This is a genomic window from Nitratireductor sp. XY-223 (assembly GCF_004959855.1).
GTDB lineage: Bacteria > Pseudomonadota > Alphaproteobacteria > Rhizobiales > Rhizobiaceae > Hoeflea_A.
The window spans coordinates 976,559-997,195 of sequence record NZ_SPNT01000001.1 but is presented as its reverse complement, the minus strand read 5'-3'; the positions used below and the strand labels follow the sequence as shown (position 1 = coordinate 997,195).

Sequence of the window (20,637 nt, the reverse complement as noted above, 5' to 3'; positions counted from 1 at the left end):
GCCGGTATCGTGCGCTTTAAATGAGGCCGATCTTGCTCTAGGTTGCCCGCATTTCGAATTGCAGCTCACGCTTGTCAGAGTTTCACGGGAAGAGCGCCATGCCGGATCCGATCAATTGGCAACTCAGCCTGCCCTATTTCGCCGCGGCACTGGTCTTCGGCTACCTGCTCGGATCGATCCCGTTCGGACTGATCCTGACCCGCATGGCCGGCCTCGGGGACGTGCGCAAGATCGGTTCGGGAAACATCGGCGCGACCAATGTGCTGCGCACGGGAAACAAGGCGCTTGCGGCCGCGACACTGATTCTCGACGCACTCAAGGGCACGGCCGCCGTTCTGGTCGCCAGCATCTGGGGACCGGACACGGCCGTCATCGCCGGATTCGGCGCTTTCATGGGACATCTGTTTCCCGTTTGGCTGAAATTCCGCGGCGGCAAGGGTATCGCCACCTATGTCGGCGTGCTGCTCGGGCTCGTGCCGATCGGCGTCGTCATTTTTGCCGTCATCTGGCTGGCAACCGCGGCGATCACGCGCTACTCGTCGCTGGCCGCCCTGATATCCGCGATCGTCGTGCCTGTCGCCCTGTTCCTGCTTGGCCATATCCAGGTCGCCGAGCTCTTCACCGTCATGAGCGCCATGACCTTCATCAAGCACCGGGCGAACATCGCCCGTCTTCTGTCCGGCGAGGAAAGCCGGATCGGGGAAAAGGGCTGATGGCGGCCGGCGATCCCGGAATTCAGCCACTCACCGACGAGGAGCGCCTGGCCTGGTTGCGCCTCACCCGCAGCGAGAATGTCGGACCGGTGACGTTCAGGCGACTGCTTGGCCGGTTTGGAACGGCAGGCAGGGCGCTCGAACAGCTTCCAGACCTGTCGCGCCGAGGCGGCTCGAACAGGACGCTGCGCGTCTGCTCCGCCGAAGCGGCGACGCGCGAGATGGAAGCCGCCGACGAGTTGGGTTACCGTTTCATTTGCCTTTGCGAGCCGCAATATCCGGCGGCGTTGCGCGCCAGCGACGGCGCACCGCCGGTCCTGGCCGTTAGAGGCTCCGACAAGGCGCTGGCACGGTCGTGCGTCGCCATCGTCGGCTCCCGCAATGCATCGGCGGTCGGCGGGCGCATCGCCCGAACGCTCTCTGCCGATATCGGCCGGTCGGGTTACGGGATTGTCTCGGGCCTTGCCCGCGGCATCGACGCCGCCGCCCACGAGGCGGCATTGGAGACGGGCACCATCGCCGTCATGGCGGGCGGCCTCGACCGGCCCTACCCGCCGCAGAACGTCCCCCTGCTGGATGAGATCTGCACCAACGGCAAAGGCGCTGCAGTCAGCGAAATGCCGCTTGGCTGGGAGCCCCGCGCCCGCGATTTTCCGCGCCGTAACCGCATCATCGCGGGCCTGGCGCTGGGTCTCGTCGTCGTTGAGGCGGCAAAGAAATCGGGATCGCTTATCTCCGCGCGCCTGGCCGGGGAAATGGGCAGGCTTGTTTTCGCCGTGCCCGGTTCGCCGCTCGATCCGCGCGCCAGGGGCACCAACGACCTGATCAAGGACGGCGCCATCCTCACCACCGACGCCGAAGACGTTCTTGCCGCCCTGGCGCCGATGGACGGAAATATGCCGCGTTCCGGCAGCGAGCGGTTTGCTCTCGAGGAGGAACAGATTGCCACGGTGGCGCAGGACGGGCCGACGACCGAGGATCGCTCGCGGGTGACCGAAGCACTTGGCCCGGCGCCGGTCGCGATCGATGACATCGTACGTCACACCGGTCTTCCTCCGGCCGGAATTTATGTCGTTCTGCTCGAGCTCGATCTTGCGGGCAGACTCGCCCGGCATCCGGGCGGTCTGGTTTCGCTCCTGCCCGGTTCCGCGCATTAATCCTGTCGCGCGGAATTGCGGCAAGCCGGTTTCAATTGACGCGATCATGCATTAGGAATGCTGCTCAAACCCTTTGCCGGCAAGGGCTTACCCCTATGGCGTGCAAAGTGTTGCAAACGGGTTATCAGGGCAAAAATTCCGACGTCAGCCCTTGACCCGCGGCAATTCGGTGTTCATTTCGGAGCGATGAATTGCCGATTCAATTGGAAATCACGCAGCGGAATTTGCCCCTCGGGCACCACATCAGAGTTGATATATGAACGTAGTTGTCGTTGAGTCACCCGCCAAGGCCAAGACCATAAACAAGTATCTCGGCCCGGGTTACAAGGTCCTGGCGTCGTTCGGTCACGTCCGCGATTTGCCGGCCAAGGACGGGTCGGTCAACCCGGACGAAGACTTTGACATGACCTGGCAGGTCGACTCCGCATCCAACAAGCGGCTCAAGGAAATCTCCGACGCCGTAAAGTCTTCCGACGGTCTGATTCTGGCGACGGACCCAGACCGCGAGGGCGAGGCGATTTCGTGGCACGTGCTCGAAGTCCTGCGCAAGAAGCGCGGCGTGCTCGACGACAAGCCGGTCAAGCGCGTCGTCTTCAACGCGATCACCAAGCAGGCCGTTCTCGACGCTATGGCCCATCCGCGCGACATCGACGCATCGCTCGTCGACGCCTATCTCGCGCGCCGGGCGCTTGACTACCTCGTCGGCTTCAACCTGTCGCCGGTTCTGTGGCGCAAGCTGCCCGGTGCGCGATCAGCTGGCCGCGTACAGTCCGTGGCCCTGCGTCTGGTCTGCGACCGCGAAAGCGAAATCGAGCGCTTCGTGTCCGAGGAATACTGGCAGTTGGTCGCCCACCTGCAGACGCCGCGCGGTGACGGTTTCGAGGCACGCCTTGTCAGTGCCGACGGCAAGCGGCTGCAGAAAATGTCGATCGGCAACGCCGAACAGGCCGAATCGCTCAAGTCAATGCTCGAGGGCGCGCAGTTTTCCGTCGTCAGCGTCGAGGCGAAGCCGACACGGCGCAACCCGGCCCCGCCCTTCACCACCTCGACGCTCCAGCAGGCCGCGTCCTCCAAGCTCAGCTTTAATGCATCGCGGACGATGCAGGTCGCTCAGCGCCTTTATGAGGGCCTCGATATCGGCGGCGAGACCGTTGGCCTGATCACCTATATGCGGACCGACGGCGTGCAGATGGCGTCCGAGGCCATCGACGGCGCCCGCGTTGTCATTGCGTCCCATTTCGGCGAACGCTACCGTCCCGACGCGCCCCGCCACTACGCGACCAAGGCGAAGAACGCGCAGGAAGCGCACGAGGCCATCCGGCCCACCGATTTCAGCCGCACGCCCGAATCGATGAAGCAGTATCTCGACGGCGACCAGTACCGGCTCTACGAATTGGTCTGGAAAAGGGCGATCGCCAGCCAGATGGCACCGGCGGAAATCGAACGCACGGCCGTTGAGATTTCGGCCGACAACAATGGCGAGCACGCCGGCCTGAGGGCGACCGGATCGGTGATCCGGTTCGACGGCTTCATCGCCGCCTATACCGACCAGAAGGAAGATTCGGAGGCATCGGACGACAATGACGACGCCCGCCGGCTGCCGCCGATCAACGCGAACGAGGAGCTGGCGCGCGAGAAGATAAACGCCACGCAGCACTTTACCGAGCCGCCGCCGCGCTATTCGGAAGCGTCGCTCATCAAGAAGATGGAAGAGCTCGGTATCGGCCGGCCCTCCACCTATGCGGCGACCCTGGCGACCTTGCGCGACCGCGAATATGTGGCGATCGAAAGCCGCAAGCTGATCCCGGAAGCGAAGGGACGGCTGGTGACGGCGTTCCTGGAGAACTTCTTCGACCGCTACGTCGAATATGATTTCACCGCCGATCTTGAGGAAAAGCTGGACCGCATATCCGCCGGCGAACTGCAGTGGAAGGACGTTCTGCGCGATTTCTGGCGCGAATTTCTCCACCACATCGAGGGCACCAAGGAACTGCGCGTCAGCAATGTCCTCGACGCGCTCAACGAGGAACTGGCGCCTCTGGTGTTCCCTGCCCGCGAGGACGGCTCCGACCCGAGGATCTGTCCGAAATGCGGTACCGGAAACCTGTCGCTGAAACTCAGCCGCTACGGCGCCTTCGTCGGCTGTTCGAACTATCCCGATTGCGGCTACACGCGGCAGCTCTCGGCGGACGCGGCGTCCGACGAGGCGGCCGCCTCCAACGACCCCAAGGATCTCGGCAAGGATCCGCTGACCGGCGAGCAGATCACGTTGCGAACCGGCCGTTTCGGGCCCTATGTCCAAAGGGGCGACGGCAAGGGCGCGAAGCGTTCCAGCCTTCCGAAGAACTGGAAGCCCGAGGACATCGACCACGAAAAGGCGGTGGCGCTGCTCTCCCTGCCCCGCGACGTCGGCACCCATCCGGAATCCGGCAAGATGATCTCAGCCGGCCTCGGCCGCTACGGACCGTTCCTGCTGCATGACGGTGTCTACGCCAATCTGGAGACGATCGAAGACGTGTTCTCCATCGGCCTCAACCGCGCGGTCACCGTGCTGGCTGAAAAGCAGGCGAAAGGTCCCGGCCGCCGCGCAAAACCGGCAGCCCTCAAGGAACTGGGCGACCATCCGGACGGCGGCCCCATCACGGTGCGCGACGGACGCTACGGTCCCTACGTCAACTGGGGCAAGATCAACGCGACGCTGCCCAAGGACGCCGATCCGCAATCGATCACGGTCGAAAAGGCACTGGAACTGATTGCCGCCAAGGCTGCCAAGGGCGGCGGCAAAAAATCCGGTTCGACCCGCAAAAAGGCGTCGACGACGCGCAAGAAGACTGCAAAGAAGCCGGCCGCGCGCAAGAGCAAGACGGTCAAGGCCGAGGAGTAGACTTGCCCAAAAGAACGGCTCCCGGGAAAAGCAACCGGCCTGAGCGCGGCGTGCCTGACCGGGAGACGATCCTACGCTTTATCGCCGAGCACCCTTCCCGCGCCTCCAAGCGCGACATCGCCAAGGCATTCGCGGTCCGCGGCCACGACCGCGTTCTGCTGAAGGGCATTTTACGCGATCTCGAAGACGAAGGCCTTCTGGCACGGCGGCGCAAACAGCTGATCCGGCCCGGCGCCCTGCCCCCGGTGACCGTGCTCGACATCACCTCCCGCGACGACGATGGCGCCCTGATCGGCCGGCCGGCGGAGTGGCAGGATGACGGCACGGTGGCGCCGGCGGTCCTGATCCGGCAAACGAACCACAAAAGGGGCAAGGCCAGAGCACCGGCAGCGGGCGTGGGGGACCGGGTATTGGCCCGCATTTCAGCATCCGAGGACGGGGTCGGCCCGGCCCATACGGCCCGCATCATGAAGGTTCTGGACCATCAACGCGGAACGTTGATGGGCGTGTTCCGCGAAACGCCGGGCGGCGGCGGCCGCATGGAGCCGATCGAGCGCCGCGGCAAGGAGATCGTCATCGATCCCGAATTGGTCGGCAAGGCGAAAGACGGCGATCTTGTCGAGGTCGAGCCGAACCGGGGCGGCCGTTACGGAATACCGCGCGGCAAGGTCCTCAGCGTCGTCGGATCGGTCGCCAGCGAAAAGGCGATCTCGATGATTGCCATCCACGCGCACGGCATACCGTACCGGTTTCCCGCCAATGTGCTTGCGGAAGCCGAAAAGGCCAAGCCGGTGACGCTCGCAAAGCGCGAGGACTGGCGCAACCTTCCGCTGATCACGATCGACCCGGCGGACGCCAAGGATCACGACGACGCGGTGTTCGCCGAGGCCGACGACAATCCGTCCAATACCGGCGGCGTCGTCGTTTACGTGGCGATCGCCGATGTCGCCCATTATGTCCGCCCCGGGTCTGTGCTCGACCGCGAGGCGCTGAAACGCGGAAACTCGGTCTATTTTCCCGACCGGGTCGTGCCGATGCTGCCGGAACGCATCTCGAACGACCTTTGCTCCCTGAAGGAAGGCGTCGACCGGCCGGCACTCGCGGTGCGCATGGTGTTCTCGGCCGAGGGCCGCAAGATCGGCCACACGTTCCACCGGATCATGATGAAGAGCTTCGCCAGGCTGAGTTATGCGCAGGCGCAAGCGGCCGCCGACGGTGCGCCGGACGAAAAGACCGGGCCGCTTTTGAAAGACATCCTCAAGCCGCTGTGGCAGGCCTACGCCGTCCTTTCGCGCGGCCGCGACAGGCGTCAGCCGCTCGAACTCGACATTCCGGAACGCAAGCTGCGCCTCAATGAGGACGGCCGGGTCGACACGGTGGTCATTCCGGAGCGGCTCGACGCACACCGGCTGATCGAGGAATTCATGATCCAGGCCAACGTCGCCGCTGCCGAGACGCTGGAAAACAAGCGCCAACCGCTGGTGTACCGCGTCCACGACGCACCGTCGCTTGCCAAGCAGGAGGCGCTGCGCGATTTCCTCAAGACGCTGGACATACCGCTCGCCAAGGGCGGGCATCTGCGGGCGAACAGCTTCAACGGCATTCTCACCAAGGCGCGCAACAAGCCGCACGAGACCATGGTCAGCGAAATGGTCCTGCGCACCCAGAGTCAGGCAAACTACAGCCCTGAAAATATTGGCCATTTCGGCCTAAACCTGATGAAGTATGCGCATTTCACCTCTCCCATCAGGCGTTATGCGGACCTGATCGTACACCGGGCGCTGATCGGTTCGCTCGGGCTTGGCGAGGGCGGGATTACGCCGGAGGAAGAGGCCGCGCTGGAAGAGATTTCGGCGGAAATCTCAACCTTCGAGCGCCGCGCCATGGCGGCCGAGCGCGAGACGGTCGACCGGCTGATCGCCCACCACCTGGCCGACCGTGTCGGCGAGGAGTTCGAGGGGCGCGTATCCGGCGTCACCAAGGCAGGTCTCTTCGTCTCCCTGCAACAATTTGGCGCAGACGGCTTTATCCCGGTTTCAACACTCGGGCTGGACTATTATATCTACGACGAAGCGCACCAGGCCCTGGTCGGCGAGAAGACCGGCAGAGGCTATCGGTTGGGCGACGGCGTGGAGGTCCGGCTTGCCGAAGCCATTCCCCTCGCCGGAGCGCTGCGCTTCGAAATGCTGAGTGAGGGGCGCAAGCTCTCAGCCGCCACCCGGTCATTTCACAAGGCAAAGCGGGGTGCATCGCGTGGAAACGGCACCCGGAGAAAAAAACGCAGAGGATACTGACTTTGGCCGATCAACACGTCTATTCACAACGTCCCGCACCCGTCCGCCCATCGCGCGATCTGTGGCGCGCCATTGCCAAGGGCTGGTCGGGCCGCTGTCCGCATTGCGCCGAGGGCCGCTTGTTCCGGTCTTTCCTGAAGCCGGTGCACAACTGCGAGCGCTGCGGTGAGGAGATGCACCACCACCGGGCCGACGACCTGCCGCCCTACCTGGTCATCTTTATCGTCGGCCATATCGTGGTAGGCGGCTACATGATGGCTGAACCATTTCTCGACTGGAACAGCTGGCAGCATCTCGCCATGTGGATTCCGCTCACCCTTGTCATGGCGCTTGCCATGATCCAGCCCGTGAAGGGTGCTGTCATCGGCCTGCAATGGGCCAACTACATGCACGGCTTCGGTGGCGAGGAAGAGGATGCGGTCGAGATCGTGAGCGGCGGATAGCCGGCGCATCCGGGGGGTAACAAAAGACGATGGCGGAGCCGAAGAACGCAGAGCAGAACACCGATCCCGGTCTCGATAAAGAAGCCCGTCGCGGTTCCGGAAACGGCCCGAAACTGCGTCCAAGGGACGCGGCGACCCTGATCCTGATCGACCGGTCCGGCAGCGAACCCACCCTTCTGATGGGCAAACGCCACACCGCTCACGCCTTCATGCCCGACACTTACGTCTTTCCCGGCGGCCGGCGGGATCGCGGCGACGGATACATTGCGGCGGCCGACAACCTGCACCCTGCTGTTGAGGAGAGGCTTCTCAACAGGATGCCGAAACCGGCCAGCGCCTTTCGCGCCCGCGCATTGGCGATAACCGCCGTACGCGAGACCTTCGAAGAGGTCGGAATTCTGATGGGCGGACCCGGCCCGGTGAGCCGGCACCCGGACTGGTCGGGCTTTGCCAGCCGCCGGATGGCGCCAAGTATTTCACCGCTCCGCTACGTCGCACGGGCCATTACGCCACCGGGCAGAACGCGCCGCTTCGACACCCGTTTTTTTGCTTGTTTCCGCGACGAGATCGGCAATTCGGACGCCGAATCGAGCAACGAACTCCTGGACCTGAAATGGGTCGGGCTCTCCGAGGTCGGCCAGATCGAAATGCCGCGTATCACCCAGGCGATCATCACCGAGCTGGTGAACGAACTGAACCACGACCGGTCGCTGCCCTTTGGTCGCCCCGTTCCCTTCTACCAGGCACGCTACGGGCGCTTTGTCCGTGAACTGCTGTAGTCGTTTCGCCACATAGCGGCAAATCCGCTCGCGACGGGACTTGACATTTTCACCGCGAATTGTAGTTTCCGCGCAGATTTTCGCCGTGGAGGCTTCTAGGCTGTCCGCGGCTTCGTTTTTGCAAGGCAGGTAGATCAATGGCCAAAGCCACCACAATCAAAATCAAGCTGCAGTCGACTGCAGACACCGGCTACTTTTACGTGACCAAGAAGAACAGCCGCACGATGACGGAAAAGATGGTCAAGACCAAGTATGACCCGGTTGCCAGGAAGCACGTCGAGTTCAAGGAAACCAAGATCAAGTAGCAACAGGCTGCCGATTGGACAAAAAAAGGCCGCTTCGTTGCGAAGCGGCTTTTTTAATTGGGGGCTGGTCAGCACAGGTTGCGGTACGAGGAGGCCACATTTCCTTGTGCCGACCAGCCGACCCCACGACCCAGGAGATGCGGCGGACCTGAGCACCATGGGGTAGACGATTCGATAGGCTGTGCGCAGAACGGAATCCGTTCCACCCTCACCCCTATCCACAACATTTGCTCATCGGAGCAAAAAAATCAACGTTTTCTTAACCGTTTTGCCGCCGCAAATAAGCACATGGTAAACGGCGGAAACCGAGAAACCTGCGATAAATCTTAAGAATCAGACTTTTGTGACAGGATACGCTGACTTACCATCAGCGTCGAGACAAGGGCGCCATTGCACCGCCCAATGGCGTGAAGAGTTACGCTGCCTGCGCGACGACCCGGTTTCGACCCCTCGCCTTGGCCTCAAACAGCGCATTATCGGCCCTTTTAAGCAGTTGCGCGGGTGATTCGCCGGCTTCGGACAGCGATGCGACGCCGACGGAGGCGGTCACGGTGAGCTCCGGTCCTTCCGGTCCCGCCCGGAACGGCACCTCGGCAATCTCGCGGCGCAGCCTCTCGGCGATCGATTCGGCCACGGAACCTTCCGTATCGGGAAGAACGATGACGAATTCCTCGCCGCCGAGCCGGCAGGCCAGGTCGATGCCCCTGATTGCCGCGCGAACCCGGTTGGAAAACTCGCGCAGAACCTCGTCGCCAACATCGTGGCCATAGGTGTCGTTGACCGCCTTGAATCGATCAAGATCAATGGCCAGCACCGACAGCACCCGATCCCTCGCGACCGAGCGCTCCAGCAGGATGTGCATGTGCGAATCAAGATAGCGCCTGTTGTAGAGTCCGGTCAGCGGATCGGTAACGGCAAGCTCGATGGAATGCTGGACGCTGGACCGCAGGTAGTCGTTGTAGCGCTTGCGGCGGAACTGCGTGCTGCACCGGGCCACCAGTTCGTTCGGATCGATCGGACGGATGATGTAGTCGTTGACGCCGAGCTCAAGCGCCCGGTTGACGATATCCTCCTCACCCTGATCGCAGACCAGCAGCAGCGGCACGAAACGGGTCCGGTCGAGCGAACGCAGCTGCGAACACAGGCGCAGCGGATCGGAGTTCGAGAAATTCGAGCTGACCAGGATCAGCTCGTATGGGTTTTCCGCTGCCTCGAACAACGCGGACTGCGGATCCGACATGACTGTCAGGTCGGCCGTCTTGCGCAGGATCTGGGTGATGCGGTCCTGGGAGTTGCGGCGCTCGTCCACGAGCAGCGCCCGTCCCATGCCGTCTTCCATGGCCTTGCTGCCCAGAAGGCTGTTGATGCCGACATCGTGGGCGGCCTGGGCGCGAATGCGCAGCTCGTCGGTCAGTGCCTTCAGCCGCACCAGGCTCTTGACCCGGGCAAGCAGTTGCAGGTCGTTGACCGGCTTGGTCAGGAAATCGTCGGCGCCGGCACGAAGGCCCCTCACCCGGTCTGACGGCTGATCGAGCGCCGTGACCATGACGACCGGAATATGCGTCGTGGCGCTGTCGGCCTTCAGGCGCTCGCACACCTCGAAGCCATCCATGCCCGGCATCATGATATCGAGAAGCACCAGATCCACCTGGCCGTCGGCGCAAATCGCCAGGGCTTCCTCACCGTTCACCGCGGTAATGACATCGAAATATTCGGCCAACAGGCGCGCTTCCAGCAATTTTACATTGGCGGGAATGTCGTCCACGACCAGGATGCGGGCTGTCATCAGCAATCTTCCTCAGGTTATCCGTCGCCGAGATAAGTTTTTATGGTTTCAACAAATTTGGGGACCGATATCGGCTTGGACATATAAGCCTCGCAGCCACCCTGACGTATTCTTTCCTCGTCGCCCTTCATGGCAAAGGCGGTCACGGCGATAATCGGTATCGAATGCAGTTCGTCGTCCTCTTTCAGCCACTTCGTGACTTCAAGGCCGGAAACCTCCGGAAGCTGGATATCCATGAGGATGAGATCGGGCTTGTGCTTGCGGGCAAGATCAAGCGCTTCAAGCCCATTGCGGGTCTGAACCGTCTCGTAACCGGATGCTTCAATGAGATCGCGGAACAACTTCATATTCAGCTCGTTGTCCTCAACGATCATAACCCGTTTAGGCATTTACCACACTCAGCCCCCGTCAATCTTGCTCTTCCACCACCAGACATTATGCTGCCGCCGGACAGATTCTCAAAACTGATCCGATTTCAAACTAGCGCAATTTGGTTGAAGAAAAGCAAACCCGTGGGCTCAAATCGTAATCAATCGCACAAGGAAGCCGAAACCCAGGAACTGGCTGTCGATGTGCTGTCGTGGATTGCCAGCGACGGTGAGATGATGTCGCGGTTTCTGGCAATTTCCGGCCTGAGCGTCGACAATCTGCGCGCGGCTTCCTCTGAACCCGGATTTCTCGCCGGTGTTCTCGGTTTTCTGATGGCACATGAGCCGACCCTGCTCGCCTATTGCAGCGCGCGCGACATCGATCCCGAAACGGTCGTCGAAGCCTGGCGTGAGCTCGGCGGCGAGCAGCCCTTTGAAGGGAGCACCTGATGACCACGCAGGCAACGGTTGGTCATACGCAGATCGCGCTCGAGGACAAGCCGCTCGTTGTCTGCGACGTGGACGAAGTGGTTCTCGAGTTCCTGACGCCTCTCAACGCCTTCCTGAATGCCAATGGATACGAACTGTTGCCGCGTTCCTTTCGCCTGACGGGAAACATCATCGCCCTGGACAGCGGCGAGGCGGCCGAAAACGATGCCTGCCGGGAATTGCTGGAACGCTTCTTTTCGGAACAGCTGGATTGGCAAACGCCGACCACCGACGTCGAAACCGTCCTGTCTAGCCTTTCCGAACTGGCCGATATCGTGTTTCTTTCGGCCATGCCGCCGCACCACTACGACATCAGGCGGACGCTGCTCGACCGGCACGGCCTTACCTACCCGCTCGTTGCGACGAACGCCGAAAAGGGCCCGCTTATCCGCGAGATCCATGGCGAGCGCGAGCTGCCGCTGATCTTCATCGATGACATGATCTACAACCTGCATTCGGCGAAGAAACATGCACCGACCACGCAAGCCATCTACTACATGAGCAACGCCCAGTTCCGCTCCATGGCGCCGCATCCGGGTGACGATGTCATCGAGGCCGAGGACTGGCCCCATATCGAGCAGATCATTCGCGCCCACATGGGCGCTTGATTGCTACGCCGATGCGGCGTAAACCGAATATGTTCAATCTTTGTTCCGAACCGGTGGAGCAATGTCGGCCAACAACCGGGATCCGAAATTCGGCTTTTGCCGCGACTGCCTGACCTACCAGGAGGACAGTCAGCCCCGTTGCACGCAATGCGGCAGCCCCAGGGTCTTGCGGCACGACGAGCTCTATTCGCTGACGGTCGCCCATGTCGATTGCGACGCCTTTTACGCAACCGTCGAGAAGCGCGACAATCCGGAACTGGCGGACAAGCCGGTGATCATCGGCGGCGGCAAGCGCGGTGTGGTCTCGACGGCCTGCTATCTCGCCCGAATCCACGGCGTGCGCTCCGCCATGCCGATGTTCAAGGCCCTGAAGGCTTGCCCGCAGGCCGTGGTGGTCAAACCGGACATGGAAAAATACAGCCGCGTCGGCAAGCAGGTTCGCAGGATGATGGAGGAACTGACGCCGCTGGTGCAGCCGATCTCCATTGACGAGGCGTTCCTCGAACTCGCCGGTACCGAGACACTCCACCGCAACCCGCCGGCACGCACCCTCGCCGCCTTCGCCAGGCGCATCGAGGAGGAGATCGGCATCACGGTTTCCGTCGGCCTTTCCTATTGCAAGTTCCTGGCAAAGGTCGCCTCGGACCTGGAAAAGCCGCGCGGTTTCTCGGTGATCGGAGAAGCGGAAGCCATCGATTTCCTGAAGGACATGCCGGTCACGACGATCTGGGGCGTCGGCAAGGCCTTCGCGGCGACACTCGAGCGCGACGGAATCACCCGGATCGGCCAGTTGCAGGAGATGGAGGAAGGCGACCTGATGCGGCGTTACGGCGCCATCGGACAACGCCTTTTCCACCTCTCACGCGGTGAGGACGCGCGCCAGGTCCATACCCGCGACAGCGCCAAGAGCGTTTCGGCCGAAACGACCTTCAACAGCGACCACGCCGATCGCGAGACCCTGGTCGCCGTGCTCCGCTCGCTATCGGAAAAGGTATCGCGTCGTCTGAAGAAGAGCGACATTGCCGGCCAGACCATCGTGCTGAAACTCAAGAGCGCCGACTTCAAGATCCGCACGCGCAACCGCAGGCTCGACGATCCGACCTGCCTTGCCGACCGCATTTTCCACACAGGGCTTGCCCTGCTGGAAAAGGAGCTCGACGGCACCAGGTACCGGCTGCTCGGAATAGGCGTTTCGGACCTTTCCGCCGCCGACCTCGCCGATCCGCCCGATCTTGTCGACACCAAGGCCACCCAGCGGGCGGTCGCGGAGAAGGCGATCGACAAGGTCCGCGACCGTTTCGGCCGCGACGCCGTCGAGACCGGATACACGTTCGGCCGCCAGCGCAGCGCGCGGCCGCAGCGCGATCGCGACGCAACCGGTCCCAAACAGCGATAAACGCCTTTAGGGGATCAGAATCGTGCTTCCGGTGGTCTTGCGGCCTTCCAGCGCATCATGCGCGCTCGCCGCATCGCGCAGGCCGAAAGTCTGGTTCACATCGACCTTGATCGTGCCCTCGCCAATCAGCGCAAAGAGCTCCGATGAAGCCCGGTCGAGCCAACCCGGCAGAGCGGTGAAATGGAAGAGGATCGGCCGCGTCACGTGGAACGAGCCGGCCGCCAGGTCGGCGAGCTTGAAGTCCACGGCGACGCCCGAAGACTGTCCGAAGCTGACCATTGTTCCGTGCATTTTCAGGCAGTTGAGTGATCCGGGATAGGTGTCCCTGCCGACTGAATCATAGACCACCTCGACACCGTCCGGCACGAGCGCTCGCGTCTTTTCGACGAAGTCCTCGGATCTGTAGTCGATGACCTGCGCATAGCCGTGCTTCAGCGCCAGCGCGCATTTCTCCGGCCCGCCCGCCGTGCCGATCGCGCGGATTCCCATGGCGGCGAGCCACTGCCCGGCGATCTGTCCGACGCCGCCGGCGGCCGCGTGGAACAGCACGTTGTGGCCCTTCTCGACCTTGAAACTGTCGTGCAGCAGGTAGCGGGCCGTCAGCCCCTTGACCATGCAGCCGGCCGCCGTTTCGTCCGAAACGTTGTCCGGAAGCCGCACGAGCTGCGAGGCCTCGATCGTCCGGTGGCTTGCATAGGCCCCGTTGGCCGAAACATAGGCCACCCTGTCGCCCACTGAAAAGCCGTCAACATCCCGACCCACATCTTCGACAACGCCGGCAGCCTCGGCGCCGAGCACCAGGTCGCTGTCGACGGGCCACGGATAGAGCCCGGTCCGGAAGTAGGTGTCGATAAAGTTGACGCCGATGGCGGTGTGACGCAAAAGCACCTCGCCCGGCCCCGGTATCGGGGCCATGATCTCCCGGACTTCGAGAACATCACTTCCTCCGGCTTTCGACGCTACGACGGAATAGGCCACTAGCTCGTCTCCCTGTTGAATTGCGGATCGACCGGTATCTGCAAACCGTTCAGCAGCGCGTTGGTCTTCGAAGCCGTTGCGACGACGCGCAGCAGATCCGCATGTTCCTCGTCGCTCATCCCCTTAGCCCTTGCGGCCGCCGTGTGCGAATGGACGCAGTAGCTGCAGGAATTGGCGATCGATACCGCAACATAGATCATTTCCTTGGTCTTCGGATCAAGTGCCGACGGCGTCGCCATCACCGCCTTGACGTCCTCCCAGACCTGTTTGAGCAGCGGCGGATCGAAGGCCAGGTACGTCCAGAGCAGATTGACGAAATCACTGCCGCGCGTGGCGCGGATGTCGTCAAAAACCTGTTTGACGACCGGATCCGCTTCCGGATCGGCCGGCGGTGGTACAGTGGACATGGCTGGCACTCCTAAACGAGTTCGACGTCGACGATACCCTTGGCCGTTTTCAGCGCCGATGCAATCTGCGGCGATATCCGGTAGCGCTTCGGAAGTTCCACCTCGATCTCCTTGCGGCCGTCCTCCTTGATGACCACAAAGGAGACCAGCCCGTCGCCGCTGGCATTGAGATGGCCGGCGATCTGGGCGATCGGCGAACTGTCGCGCACGAAGATGCGCAGCGCCTTTTGCGTCTGCACGGCCCGCTCCTCCAGCGACTGGACAGTCTGAATGCGCAGGCTGATGCCCTCCGGCCGCTCCTCGGCGTCGACCGTGATCACCAGGGACTTGCCCGGCTCCAGGAGATCGCGGTACTGCGCAAGACCCTCTGAAAACAGGACCCCTTCGTATTGGCCGGACGAATCGGAAAAGACGATGATCCCCATCTTGTTGCCCGTGCGGGTCTTGCGCTCCTGCCTCGACGTCACCGTCCCGGCCAGCCGGCCGGCGGTGGCACCCTGCCGGACTGCATTGGAGAATTCCGCGAAGGTCTGGACCCGCATCTTTTCAAGAAGCTCACCGTAGGTGTCGAGCGGATGGGCCGAAAGATAGAAGCCGAGCGACTGGTATTCCCGATGGAGTTTTTCCGAAGGAACCCAAGGCGTTACGCCGTCCAGTTGAATCACTTCCGGACCGGTCCCGGCGCCGGCGCCGAACAGGGCGCCCTGCCCGGTGTCGCGGTCGCTGGCAGCCGTCTGGCAAAAGCCGAGCAGCCGGTCGATGCCGTTGACCAACTCCGCCCGGTCTCGGCCGAAACAGTCGAAGGCGCCGGCACAGATGAGATGCTCCAGCACCCGCCGGTTGATCAGCTTCGGATCGACGCGCAGGAAGAAATCCTCGATGCTCTCGAACGGTCTGTCGCCCCGCACCTCCACGATATGGTCGACAGCCGCCTCGCCGACGCCCTTGATCGCGGCGAGCGAATAGTGGATCCGGTTCTCCCGGGTCTTGAAGATCCGATGTGAGGTCTGCACGGATGGCGGCACGACCTCGATGCCGAGCCGGGCGGCGTCCTGACGGAAATCGTTGATCTTGTCCGTGTTGGACATGTCGAGCGTCATCGAAGCTGCGAGGAACGCGACCGGGTGGTGCGCCTTCAGATAGGCGGTCTGATAGGAAACGATGCCGTAGGCCGCGGCATGCGACTTGTTGAAGCCGTAATTGGCGAACTTGGCCAGGAGATCGAAGATCAGGTCGGCCTGCGGCTTGGTAACGCCGCCCTCCACCGCGCCGCTGACGAAGCGGCTGCGCTGCTTGTCCATCTCCTCCTTGATTTTCTTGCCCATGGCGCGGCGCAGCATGTCGGCTTCGCCGAGAGAATAGCCGGACAGCACCTGGGCGATCTGCATGACCTGCTCCTGGTAGACGATGACGCCCTGCGTCTCTTCCAGCAGATAGTCGATCTTCGGGTGGATGGAGGCCACCTCCTCCTCGCCGTGCTTGCGGGCATTGTAGACCGGGATGTTCTCCATCGGCCCCGGGCGGTACAGCGCCACCAGGGCAATGATGTCCTCGATGCGGTCCGGTCGCATACCGATGAGTGCCTTGCGCATGCCGGCGCTTTCCACCTGGAACACGCCCACAGTCTCGCCCCGCGCTAGCATCGCGTAGGTTTCATCGTCGTCCAGCGGCAGCGCGTTCAGATTGACCTCAACGCCCTGCTCGGCGATGAAATCGACCGCCGTCTTCAGAACGGTCAGCGTCTTGAGGCCGAGGAAATCGAATTTGACGAGGCCGGCCTGCTCGACCCATTTCATGTTGAACTGCGTGACCGGCATGTCCGAGCGCGGATCGCGGTACATCGGCACCAGTTGCGACAGCGGCCGGTCGCCGATGACGATACCTGCTGCATGGGTCGAGGCGTGCCGGTAGAGACCCTCGATCTTCTGGGCGATATCGAGGAGCCGTCCGACCACCGGCTCCTTTTCCGCCTCCTCGCGCAGTTTCGGTTCTTCCTCGATGGCCTTGTAGAGTGGTGTCGGATTGGCCGGATTGTTGGGTACGAGCTTGCAGATCCGGTCCACCTGCCCGTAAGGCATCTCGAGAACGCGGCCCACATCGCGCAGCGCAGCGCGCGCCTGCAGCGAACCGAAGGTAATGATCTGCGCGACCTGCTGGCGACCGTATTTCTCCTGGACGTAGCGGATGACTTCGTCGCGCCTGTCCTGGCAGAAATCGATATCGAAATCGGGCATCGACACGCGTTCCGGGTTGAGAAAGCGCTCGAATAGCAGCGAAAAGCGTAGCGGATCGACATCCGTCACCGTCAGCGCGTAGGCCACCAGCGATCCGGCGCCGGATCCGCGGCCCGGTCCCACCGGAATGTCGTGCGCCTTGGCCCATTTGATGAAGTCGGCAACGATCAGGAAGTAGCCGGGAAAGCGCATGCGCTCGATGATACCGAGTTCCACGTCGAGGCGTTCGCGGTAGTCCTCCTCCGAGAACCCCTCGGCAAAGCCGAGGTCTTTGAGGCGCTGGTCCAGTCCCTCCTCCGCCTGCCGCCGTAATTCCGCGGCCTCGGCGCGCTCGGCTTCCTCGGCATCGCCGGACCCGCCGGTAAAGCGCGGCAGGATCGGCGCGCGCGTGTTCAGCAGGAACGAGCAACGCCTGGCGATCTCGACGGTATTGTCCAGCGCCTCCGGCAGATCCTCGAACAGCGTGCACATGTCGGCACGGCTCTTCAGATAATGATCGGGCGTGAGCTGGAATCGGCTGTCGTCGGAAACCATCGCGTTGTGGGCCACCGCCATCAGCGCGTCGTGGGCATCGAAATCCGCCGGTGCGGGAAAGAACGCCTCGTTTGTCGCGACAATCGGCACCGCTTTCTCATAGGCAAGCTCGAGCATGTGGTTTTCGTGCGCGCGATCGAAACCCGCTTGCCGCTGCAGCTCGATGTAGAATCGGTCGCCGAACACCTCCATGAACCGGTCGATCCGCGTTTCCGCAAGATGCCGCTGATCCTGCGAGACGGCCTCGTCGACCGGTCCGCCGGAACCGCCGGAAAGGCAGATCAGGTCCTGCGCGCCGCCATCAGCGAGCCAGGAGAAGCAGATATGCGCCCGGTCCGCACCGGACCCGTCGAGATAGGCCCGGCTTACCAGTTCGACCAGCCGCCGGTACCCGTCCTCATTCATGGCGATGAGCACGACGGACGGCCGTTCCGCGACGTGTTCGCGATGGCCCTGGCGTCCCTCGTTGCCGCCGTCCTGCATGTCGATGTCGAGCTGGCACCCCAGGATCGGCTGCAGTCCCTCTTCCACGGCCTTGACCGAGAATTCCAGAGCGCCGAACAGATTGTTGGTATCTGCGATCCCGATGGCCGGCTGTCCGTCGGCGGCGGCCATGGCGATGATCTTCTTGAGTGGCAATGCGCCTTCCAGCAGCGAATAGGCCGAGTGCACGCGCAGATGAACAAATCCGGGGCCTGCCGGTTGTTCGCTCGCGGTCCTCGTTGTTTCCTCGGTCATGTCATCATCCCTGCTTCGCGGCTGCCCGATTGTAGAGCATCGGGCCCTTGTCCGCATGCGGTCCTGTAGTGGAATCCACACAGTAATGTCCCGATTCGGACGGAATGATAATCCCCCGATCGCCGCCTCCCGGATTATCGCTGGCACCCGATTTGGAATGGCGCTAGCTTCGCAATCTCTAATCGGGGGAATCCATGCGCGCTTCTGTTGTCATATCGGCGCTCGTCGCCGTGCTTGTCGGGTTCGGCAGTTCCGTTGCCATCGTCCTTGCGGCCGCCGAGGCGGTCGGCGCCGATGCGGCGCAGACCTCCTCCTGGATCGCGTCCATTTGCCTGGCCACCGCCGCGACAACCGCGATATTGAGCTTTCGCTACCGCATGCCGATCGTCGCCGCATGGTCGACACCGGGCGCAGCCCTCATCGCGCAGTCATCGGGCGAAACGATCGAAACCGCCGTCGGCGCGTTTTTCTTCGCCGCCGTTCTGACACTGCTGACCGCCATCTTCAAACCGATCGCGGCGATGATCGAGCGCATCCCCGGTTCCGTTGCCTCCGCCATGCTGGCCGGCGTTCTGTTCAGCTTCGTCCTGGGAGTGTTCGATCATCTGAAATCGGCGCCCGAACTGGTGCTGCCGCTTCTCGTCCTGTTTGTTTGCATCCGCCTGTTTTCACCGATCTGGGCGGTGCTGGCGGTTTTGGCGAGCGGCATTGCCCTGACCTACATCCTCGGCCTCGCCGGGTCGGTTGAGGGCCTGCGGATATCGCATCTTGTGTGGGTCACGCCGAAATTCGACATCGAACCGATGATCGGCCTCGGCCTGCCCCTCTACCTGGTCACCATGGCATCGCAGAACCTGCCGGGCTTTGCGGTCCTCAAGGCTTCCGGCTACGCGCCGCCGTCACGCCCCGTGCTGACGGTCACCGGACTTGCTTCCCTGGCATCGGCCGGGTTCGCAGCCCATGCCACCAACCTTGCCGCGATCACGGCCTCGATCTGCACCGGTCCCGACGCCCATCCGGACAAGGACAAACGCTGGCTGTGCGGTCCGTTCTATGCCGGCGGCTATGTTGTCATCGCCGCCTTCGGCGCGTCGCTCGTGGCGCTCTTCAACAGTTTTCCGAAAGCGTTGATTGCCACCGTGGCCAGCATCGCGCTGATCGGCGCGCTGGCCAACGCGCTCGGCAACAGCCTGGCCGAGAACGAGGACCGTTTCGTCGCCGTCGGAACGTTTGCCGTCACCGCCTCGGGTCTATCCGCGTTCGGCATCGGCTCCGCCTTTTGGGGATTGGCCGCGGGTTTGTTCATCTACGGCCTCGATCAGCTCTACCGGCATTATCGCACATAGGACGACACCGCATCGTTCCTGGCGGCTCATTGCGAACGCATTCGCGCAAGCCGTTCGAGGCCAAGCACGAAAAGGCCGGCCACCAGGCCCCAGAAGGCGGAGCCGATGCCGAACACCGACAATCCCGAAGCGGTGACGGCGAAGGTGACGACCGCAGCGAAGTGACCGTCCGTCGCGACCATGCTGCGGCTGAGCGACGTGGCAAGGGCGCTGACCAGGGCAAGCCCTGCAACGCTGATAATGAGCGCCTTCGGAAAACTGTGAAACAGCGTGACGAGCGACGCGCCGAAGAGCGCGAGGATGACGTTTCCGCCGGCATAGAACGGACCGCACATCCAGCGCTTGTCCTTGTCCGGATGGGCATCCGGACCGGAGCAGACCGATGCCGTGATTGCCGCAAGGTTGGATGCATGCGCGCCGAACCCGGCGGTCACAAGCGAAACAAGTCCCGTCACCGAAAGGACCGGCCGCCACGGCAATTCGTAGCCGGAGGCTTTCAGGGCGGCAAACCCCGGCAGGTTCTGAGACGTCATGGTCACGAGATAAAGCGGCAGGCCGAGACCGATGACCGCGTTGAGTTCGAACTTCGGTGCGATCCAGACAAGCCACGACACATGCAGCTGACCGACCGGCTGCGTCATACCAAGGAAATAGGCCAGGCCGATGCCGCCGACGAGAACGGCGAGGACGGCCCAGATCGGCGAGAAAACGCGGACAACCGCGAACAGCACAACCAGCGGCACGACCAATTCGGGCGCCGCCCTGATGTCCTCGAACACGGCGACAACGAAAGTGAACAGAATCCCCGCGAGCATCGCCGAGGCAATGGCACTCGGTATGCGTTCGACCAGCGTGCCGAGTTGCCGAATGGCGGATGTCAGGATCGTCAAAATGGCGGCGACGAAAAACGCCCCGACCGCCGTGGCGATAGTCTCCCCGCTTGTCGCGGCTATCACCGCGGCGCCGGTGGTTGAACCCGCGGCGATAACGGGCGCGCGGTAGCGCACGCTCAGCACCAGCGTTATGGCAGCTTTCGCAAGGAACAACGATGCCACCCAGGACGCGGTCTGTTCCGCATTGGCTCCGACGGCGGCAGCCGCGGCGAGGACAATCGCGATTGAACTGGTGAAACTGATGACCAGGGCCACCAGCGCCGATATCACAATGGACGGACGCAT

General features: G+C 62.7%; 16 protein-coding genes and 1 pseudogene. 11 read left to right on the top strand and 6 right to left on the bottom strand.

Annotated elements, in window-relative coordinates; genetic code table 11:
• Positions 1–98: 98 nt before the first annotated feature.
• From plsY to rpmG, 7 genes and pseudogenes are all read left to right on the top strand, one after another.
• Complete coding sequence (gene plsY, locus E4M07_RS04415) at positions 99–713, top strand: glycerol-3-phosphate 1-O-acyltransferase PlsY (RefSeq protein WP_136657056.1); 615 nt, start codon at positions 99–101, stop codon at positions 711–713.
• On the top strand, positions 713–1,870 hold the full coding sequence (gene dprA / locus E4M07_RS04410; RefSeq protein ID WP_136657055.1) for a DNA-processing protein DprA: 1,158 nt from the start codon (positions 713–715) through the stop codon (positions 1,868–1,870). The genes plsY and dprA overlap by 1 nt, the downstream gene beginning before the upstream one ends.
• Before the next feature lie 256 nt (positions 1,871–2,126).
• The gene (gene topA, locus E4M07_RS04405) at positions 2,127–4,754 is read left to right on the top strand and encodes a type I DNA topoisomerase (RefSeq protein ID WP_136657054.1); all 2,628 of its coding nucleotides are present in this window, start codon (positions 2,127–2,129) and stop codon (positions 4,752–4,754) included.
• Between the two features lie 50 nt (positions 4,755–4,804).
• A pseudogene (gene rnr, locus E4M07_RS04400) lies at positions 4,805–7,048 on the top strand (ribonuclease R); the annotation flags it as partial.
• 2 nt (positions 7,049–7,050) lie between these two features.
• Positions 7,051–7,491: a DUF983 domain-containing protein gene (locus E4M07_RS04395; protein WP_136657052.1), complete on the top strand. Its 441-nt coding sequence runs from the start codon at positions 7,051–7,053 to the stop codon at positions 7,489–7,491.
• A 29-nt stretch (positions 7,492–7,520) separates the two neighbouring features.
• Positions 7,521–8,270 carry an NUDIX hydrolase gene (locus tag E4M07_RS04390; RefSeq protein WP_136657051.1) on the top strand — a complete coding sequence of 250 codons (750 nt, stop codon included), beginning with the start codon at positions 7,521–7,523 and terminating at the stop codon, positions 8,268–8,270.
• 137 nt (positions 8,271–8,407) lie between these two features.
• Positions 8,408–8,575 carry a 50S ribosomal protein L33 gene (rpmG, locus tag E4M07_RS04385; protein ID WP_136657050.1) on the top strand — a complete coding sequence of 56 codons (168 nt, stop codon included), beginning with the start codon at positions 8,408–8,410 and terminating at the stop codon, positions 8,573–8,575.
• Positions 8,576–8,990: 415 nt separating this feature from the next.
• On the opposite strand, the gene E4M07_RS04380 is transcribed toward rpmG, so the two are convergent.
• Together E4M07_RS04380 and E4M07_RS04375 are read right to left on the bottom strand one after the other, a co-directional pair.
• Positions 8,991–10,361 carry a PleD family two-component system response regulator gene (locus E4M07_RS04380; RefSeq protein ID WP_136657049.1) on the bottom strand — a complete coding sequence of 457 codons (1,371 nt, stop codon included), beginning with the start codon at positions 10,359–10,361 and terminating at the stop codon, positions 8,991–8,993.
• 17 nt (positions 10,362–10,378) lie between these two features.
• Positions 10,379–10,750 (bottom strand): response regulator, encoded by a 372-nt coding sequence (locus E4M07_RS04375; RefSeq protein ID WP_136657048.1) that lies wholly within the window; start codon positions 10,748–10,750, stop codon positions 10,379–10,381.
• A gap of 123 nt (positions 10,751–10,873) precedes the next feature.
• Here E4M07_RS04375 and E4M07_RS04370 point away from each other — a divergent pair, with 123 nt between their 5' ends.
• The 3 genes from E4M07_RS04370 (at position 10,874) to E4M07_RS04360 (ending at position 13,222) form a co-directional block, all read left to right on the top strand.
• Positions 10,874–11,179 (top strand): DUF3572 domain-containing protein, encoded by a 306-nt coding sequence (locus E4M07_RS04370; RefSeq protein ID WP_246660358.1) that lies wholly within the window; start codon positions 10,874–10,876, stop codon positions 11,177–11,179.
• Positions 11,179–11,826: a hypothetical protein gene (locus E4M07_RS04365; protein WP_136657046.1), complete on the top strand. Its 648-nt coding sequence runs from the start codon at positions 11,179–11,181 to the stop codon at positions 11,824–11,826. The genes E4M07_RS04370 and E4M07_RS04365 overlap by 1 nt, the downstream gene beginning before the upstream one ends.
• A 61-nt stretch (positions 11,827–11,887) precedes the next feature.
• Positions 11,888–13,222, top strand: coding sequence for a DNA polymerase IV (locus tag E4M07_RS04360; RefSeq protein WP_136657045.1), 1,335 nt, complete (start codon positions 11,888–11,890; stop codon positions 13,220–13,222).
• Between the two features lie 6 nt (positions 13,223–13,228).
• On the opposite strand, the gene E4M07_RS04355 is transcribed toward E4M07_RS04360, so the two are convergent.
• Genes E4M07_RS04355 through dnaE form a run of 3 tightly spaced genes read right to left on the bottom strand, consistent with a single transcriptional unit; the run spans position 13,229 to position 18,113 of the window.
• Positions 13,229–14,200, bottom strand: coding sequence for a quinone oxidoreductase (locus tag E4M07_RS04355; RefSeq protein ID WP_136657044.1), 972 nt, complete (start codon positions 14,198–14,200; stop codon positions 13,229–13,231).
• A complete protein-coding gene (locus tag E4M07_RS04350; RefSeq protein WP_136657043.1) occupies positions 14,200–14,607 on the bottom strand; it encodes a carboxymuconolactone decarboxylase family protein in 408 nt (135 codons plus the stop codon). The genes E4M07_RS04355 and E4M07_RS04350 overlap by 1 nt, the downstream gene beginning before the upstream one ends.
• A gap of 11 nt (positions 14,608–14,618) precedes the next feature.
• Complete coding sequence (gene dnaE, locus E4M07_RS04345; protein ID WP_136657042.1) at positions 14,619–18,113, bottom strand: DNA polymerase III subunit alpha; 3,495 nt, start codon at positions 18,111–18,113, stop codon at positions 14,619–14,621.
• Between the two features lie 194 nt (positions 18,114–18,307).
• Between dnaE and E4M07_RS04340 the strand changes: the two genes are divergently transcribed.
• The gene (locus E4M07_RS04340) at positions 18,308–19,459 is read left to right on the top strand and encodes a benzoate/H(+) symporter BenE family transporter (RefSeq protein WP_136657041.1); all 1,152 of its coding nucleotides are present in this window, start codon (positions 18,308–18,310) and stop codon (positions 19,457–19,459) included.
• A gap of 26 nt (positions 19,460–19,485) precedes the next feature.
• Here the strand turns inward: E4M07_RS04340 and E4M07_RS04335 are convergent, their stop codons facing one another.
• Entirely contained in the window at positions 19,486–20,637 is a 1,152-nt protein-coding gene (locus E4M07_RS04335; protein WP_136657040.1) for a benzoate/H(+) symporter BenE family transporter, read from the bottom strand.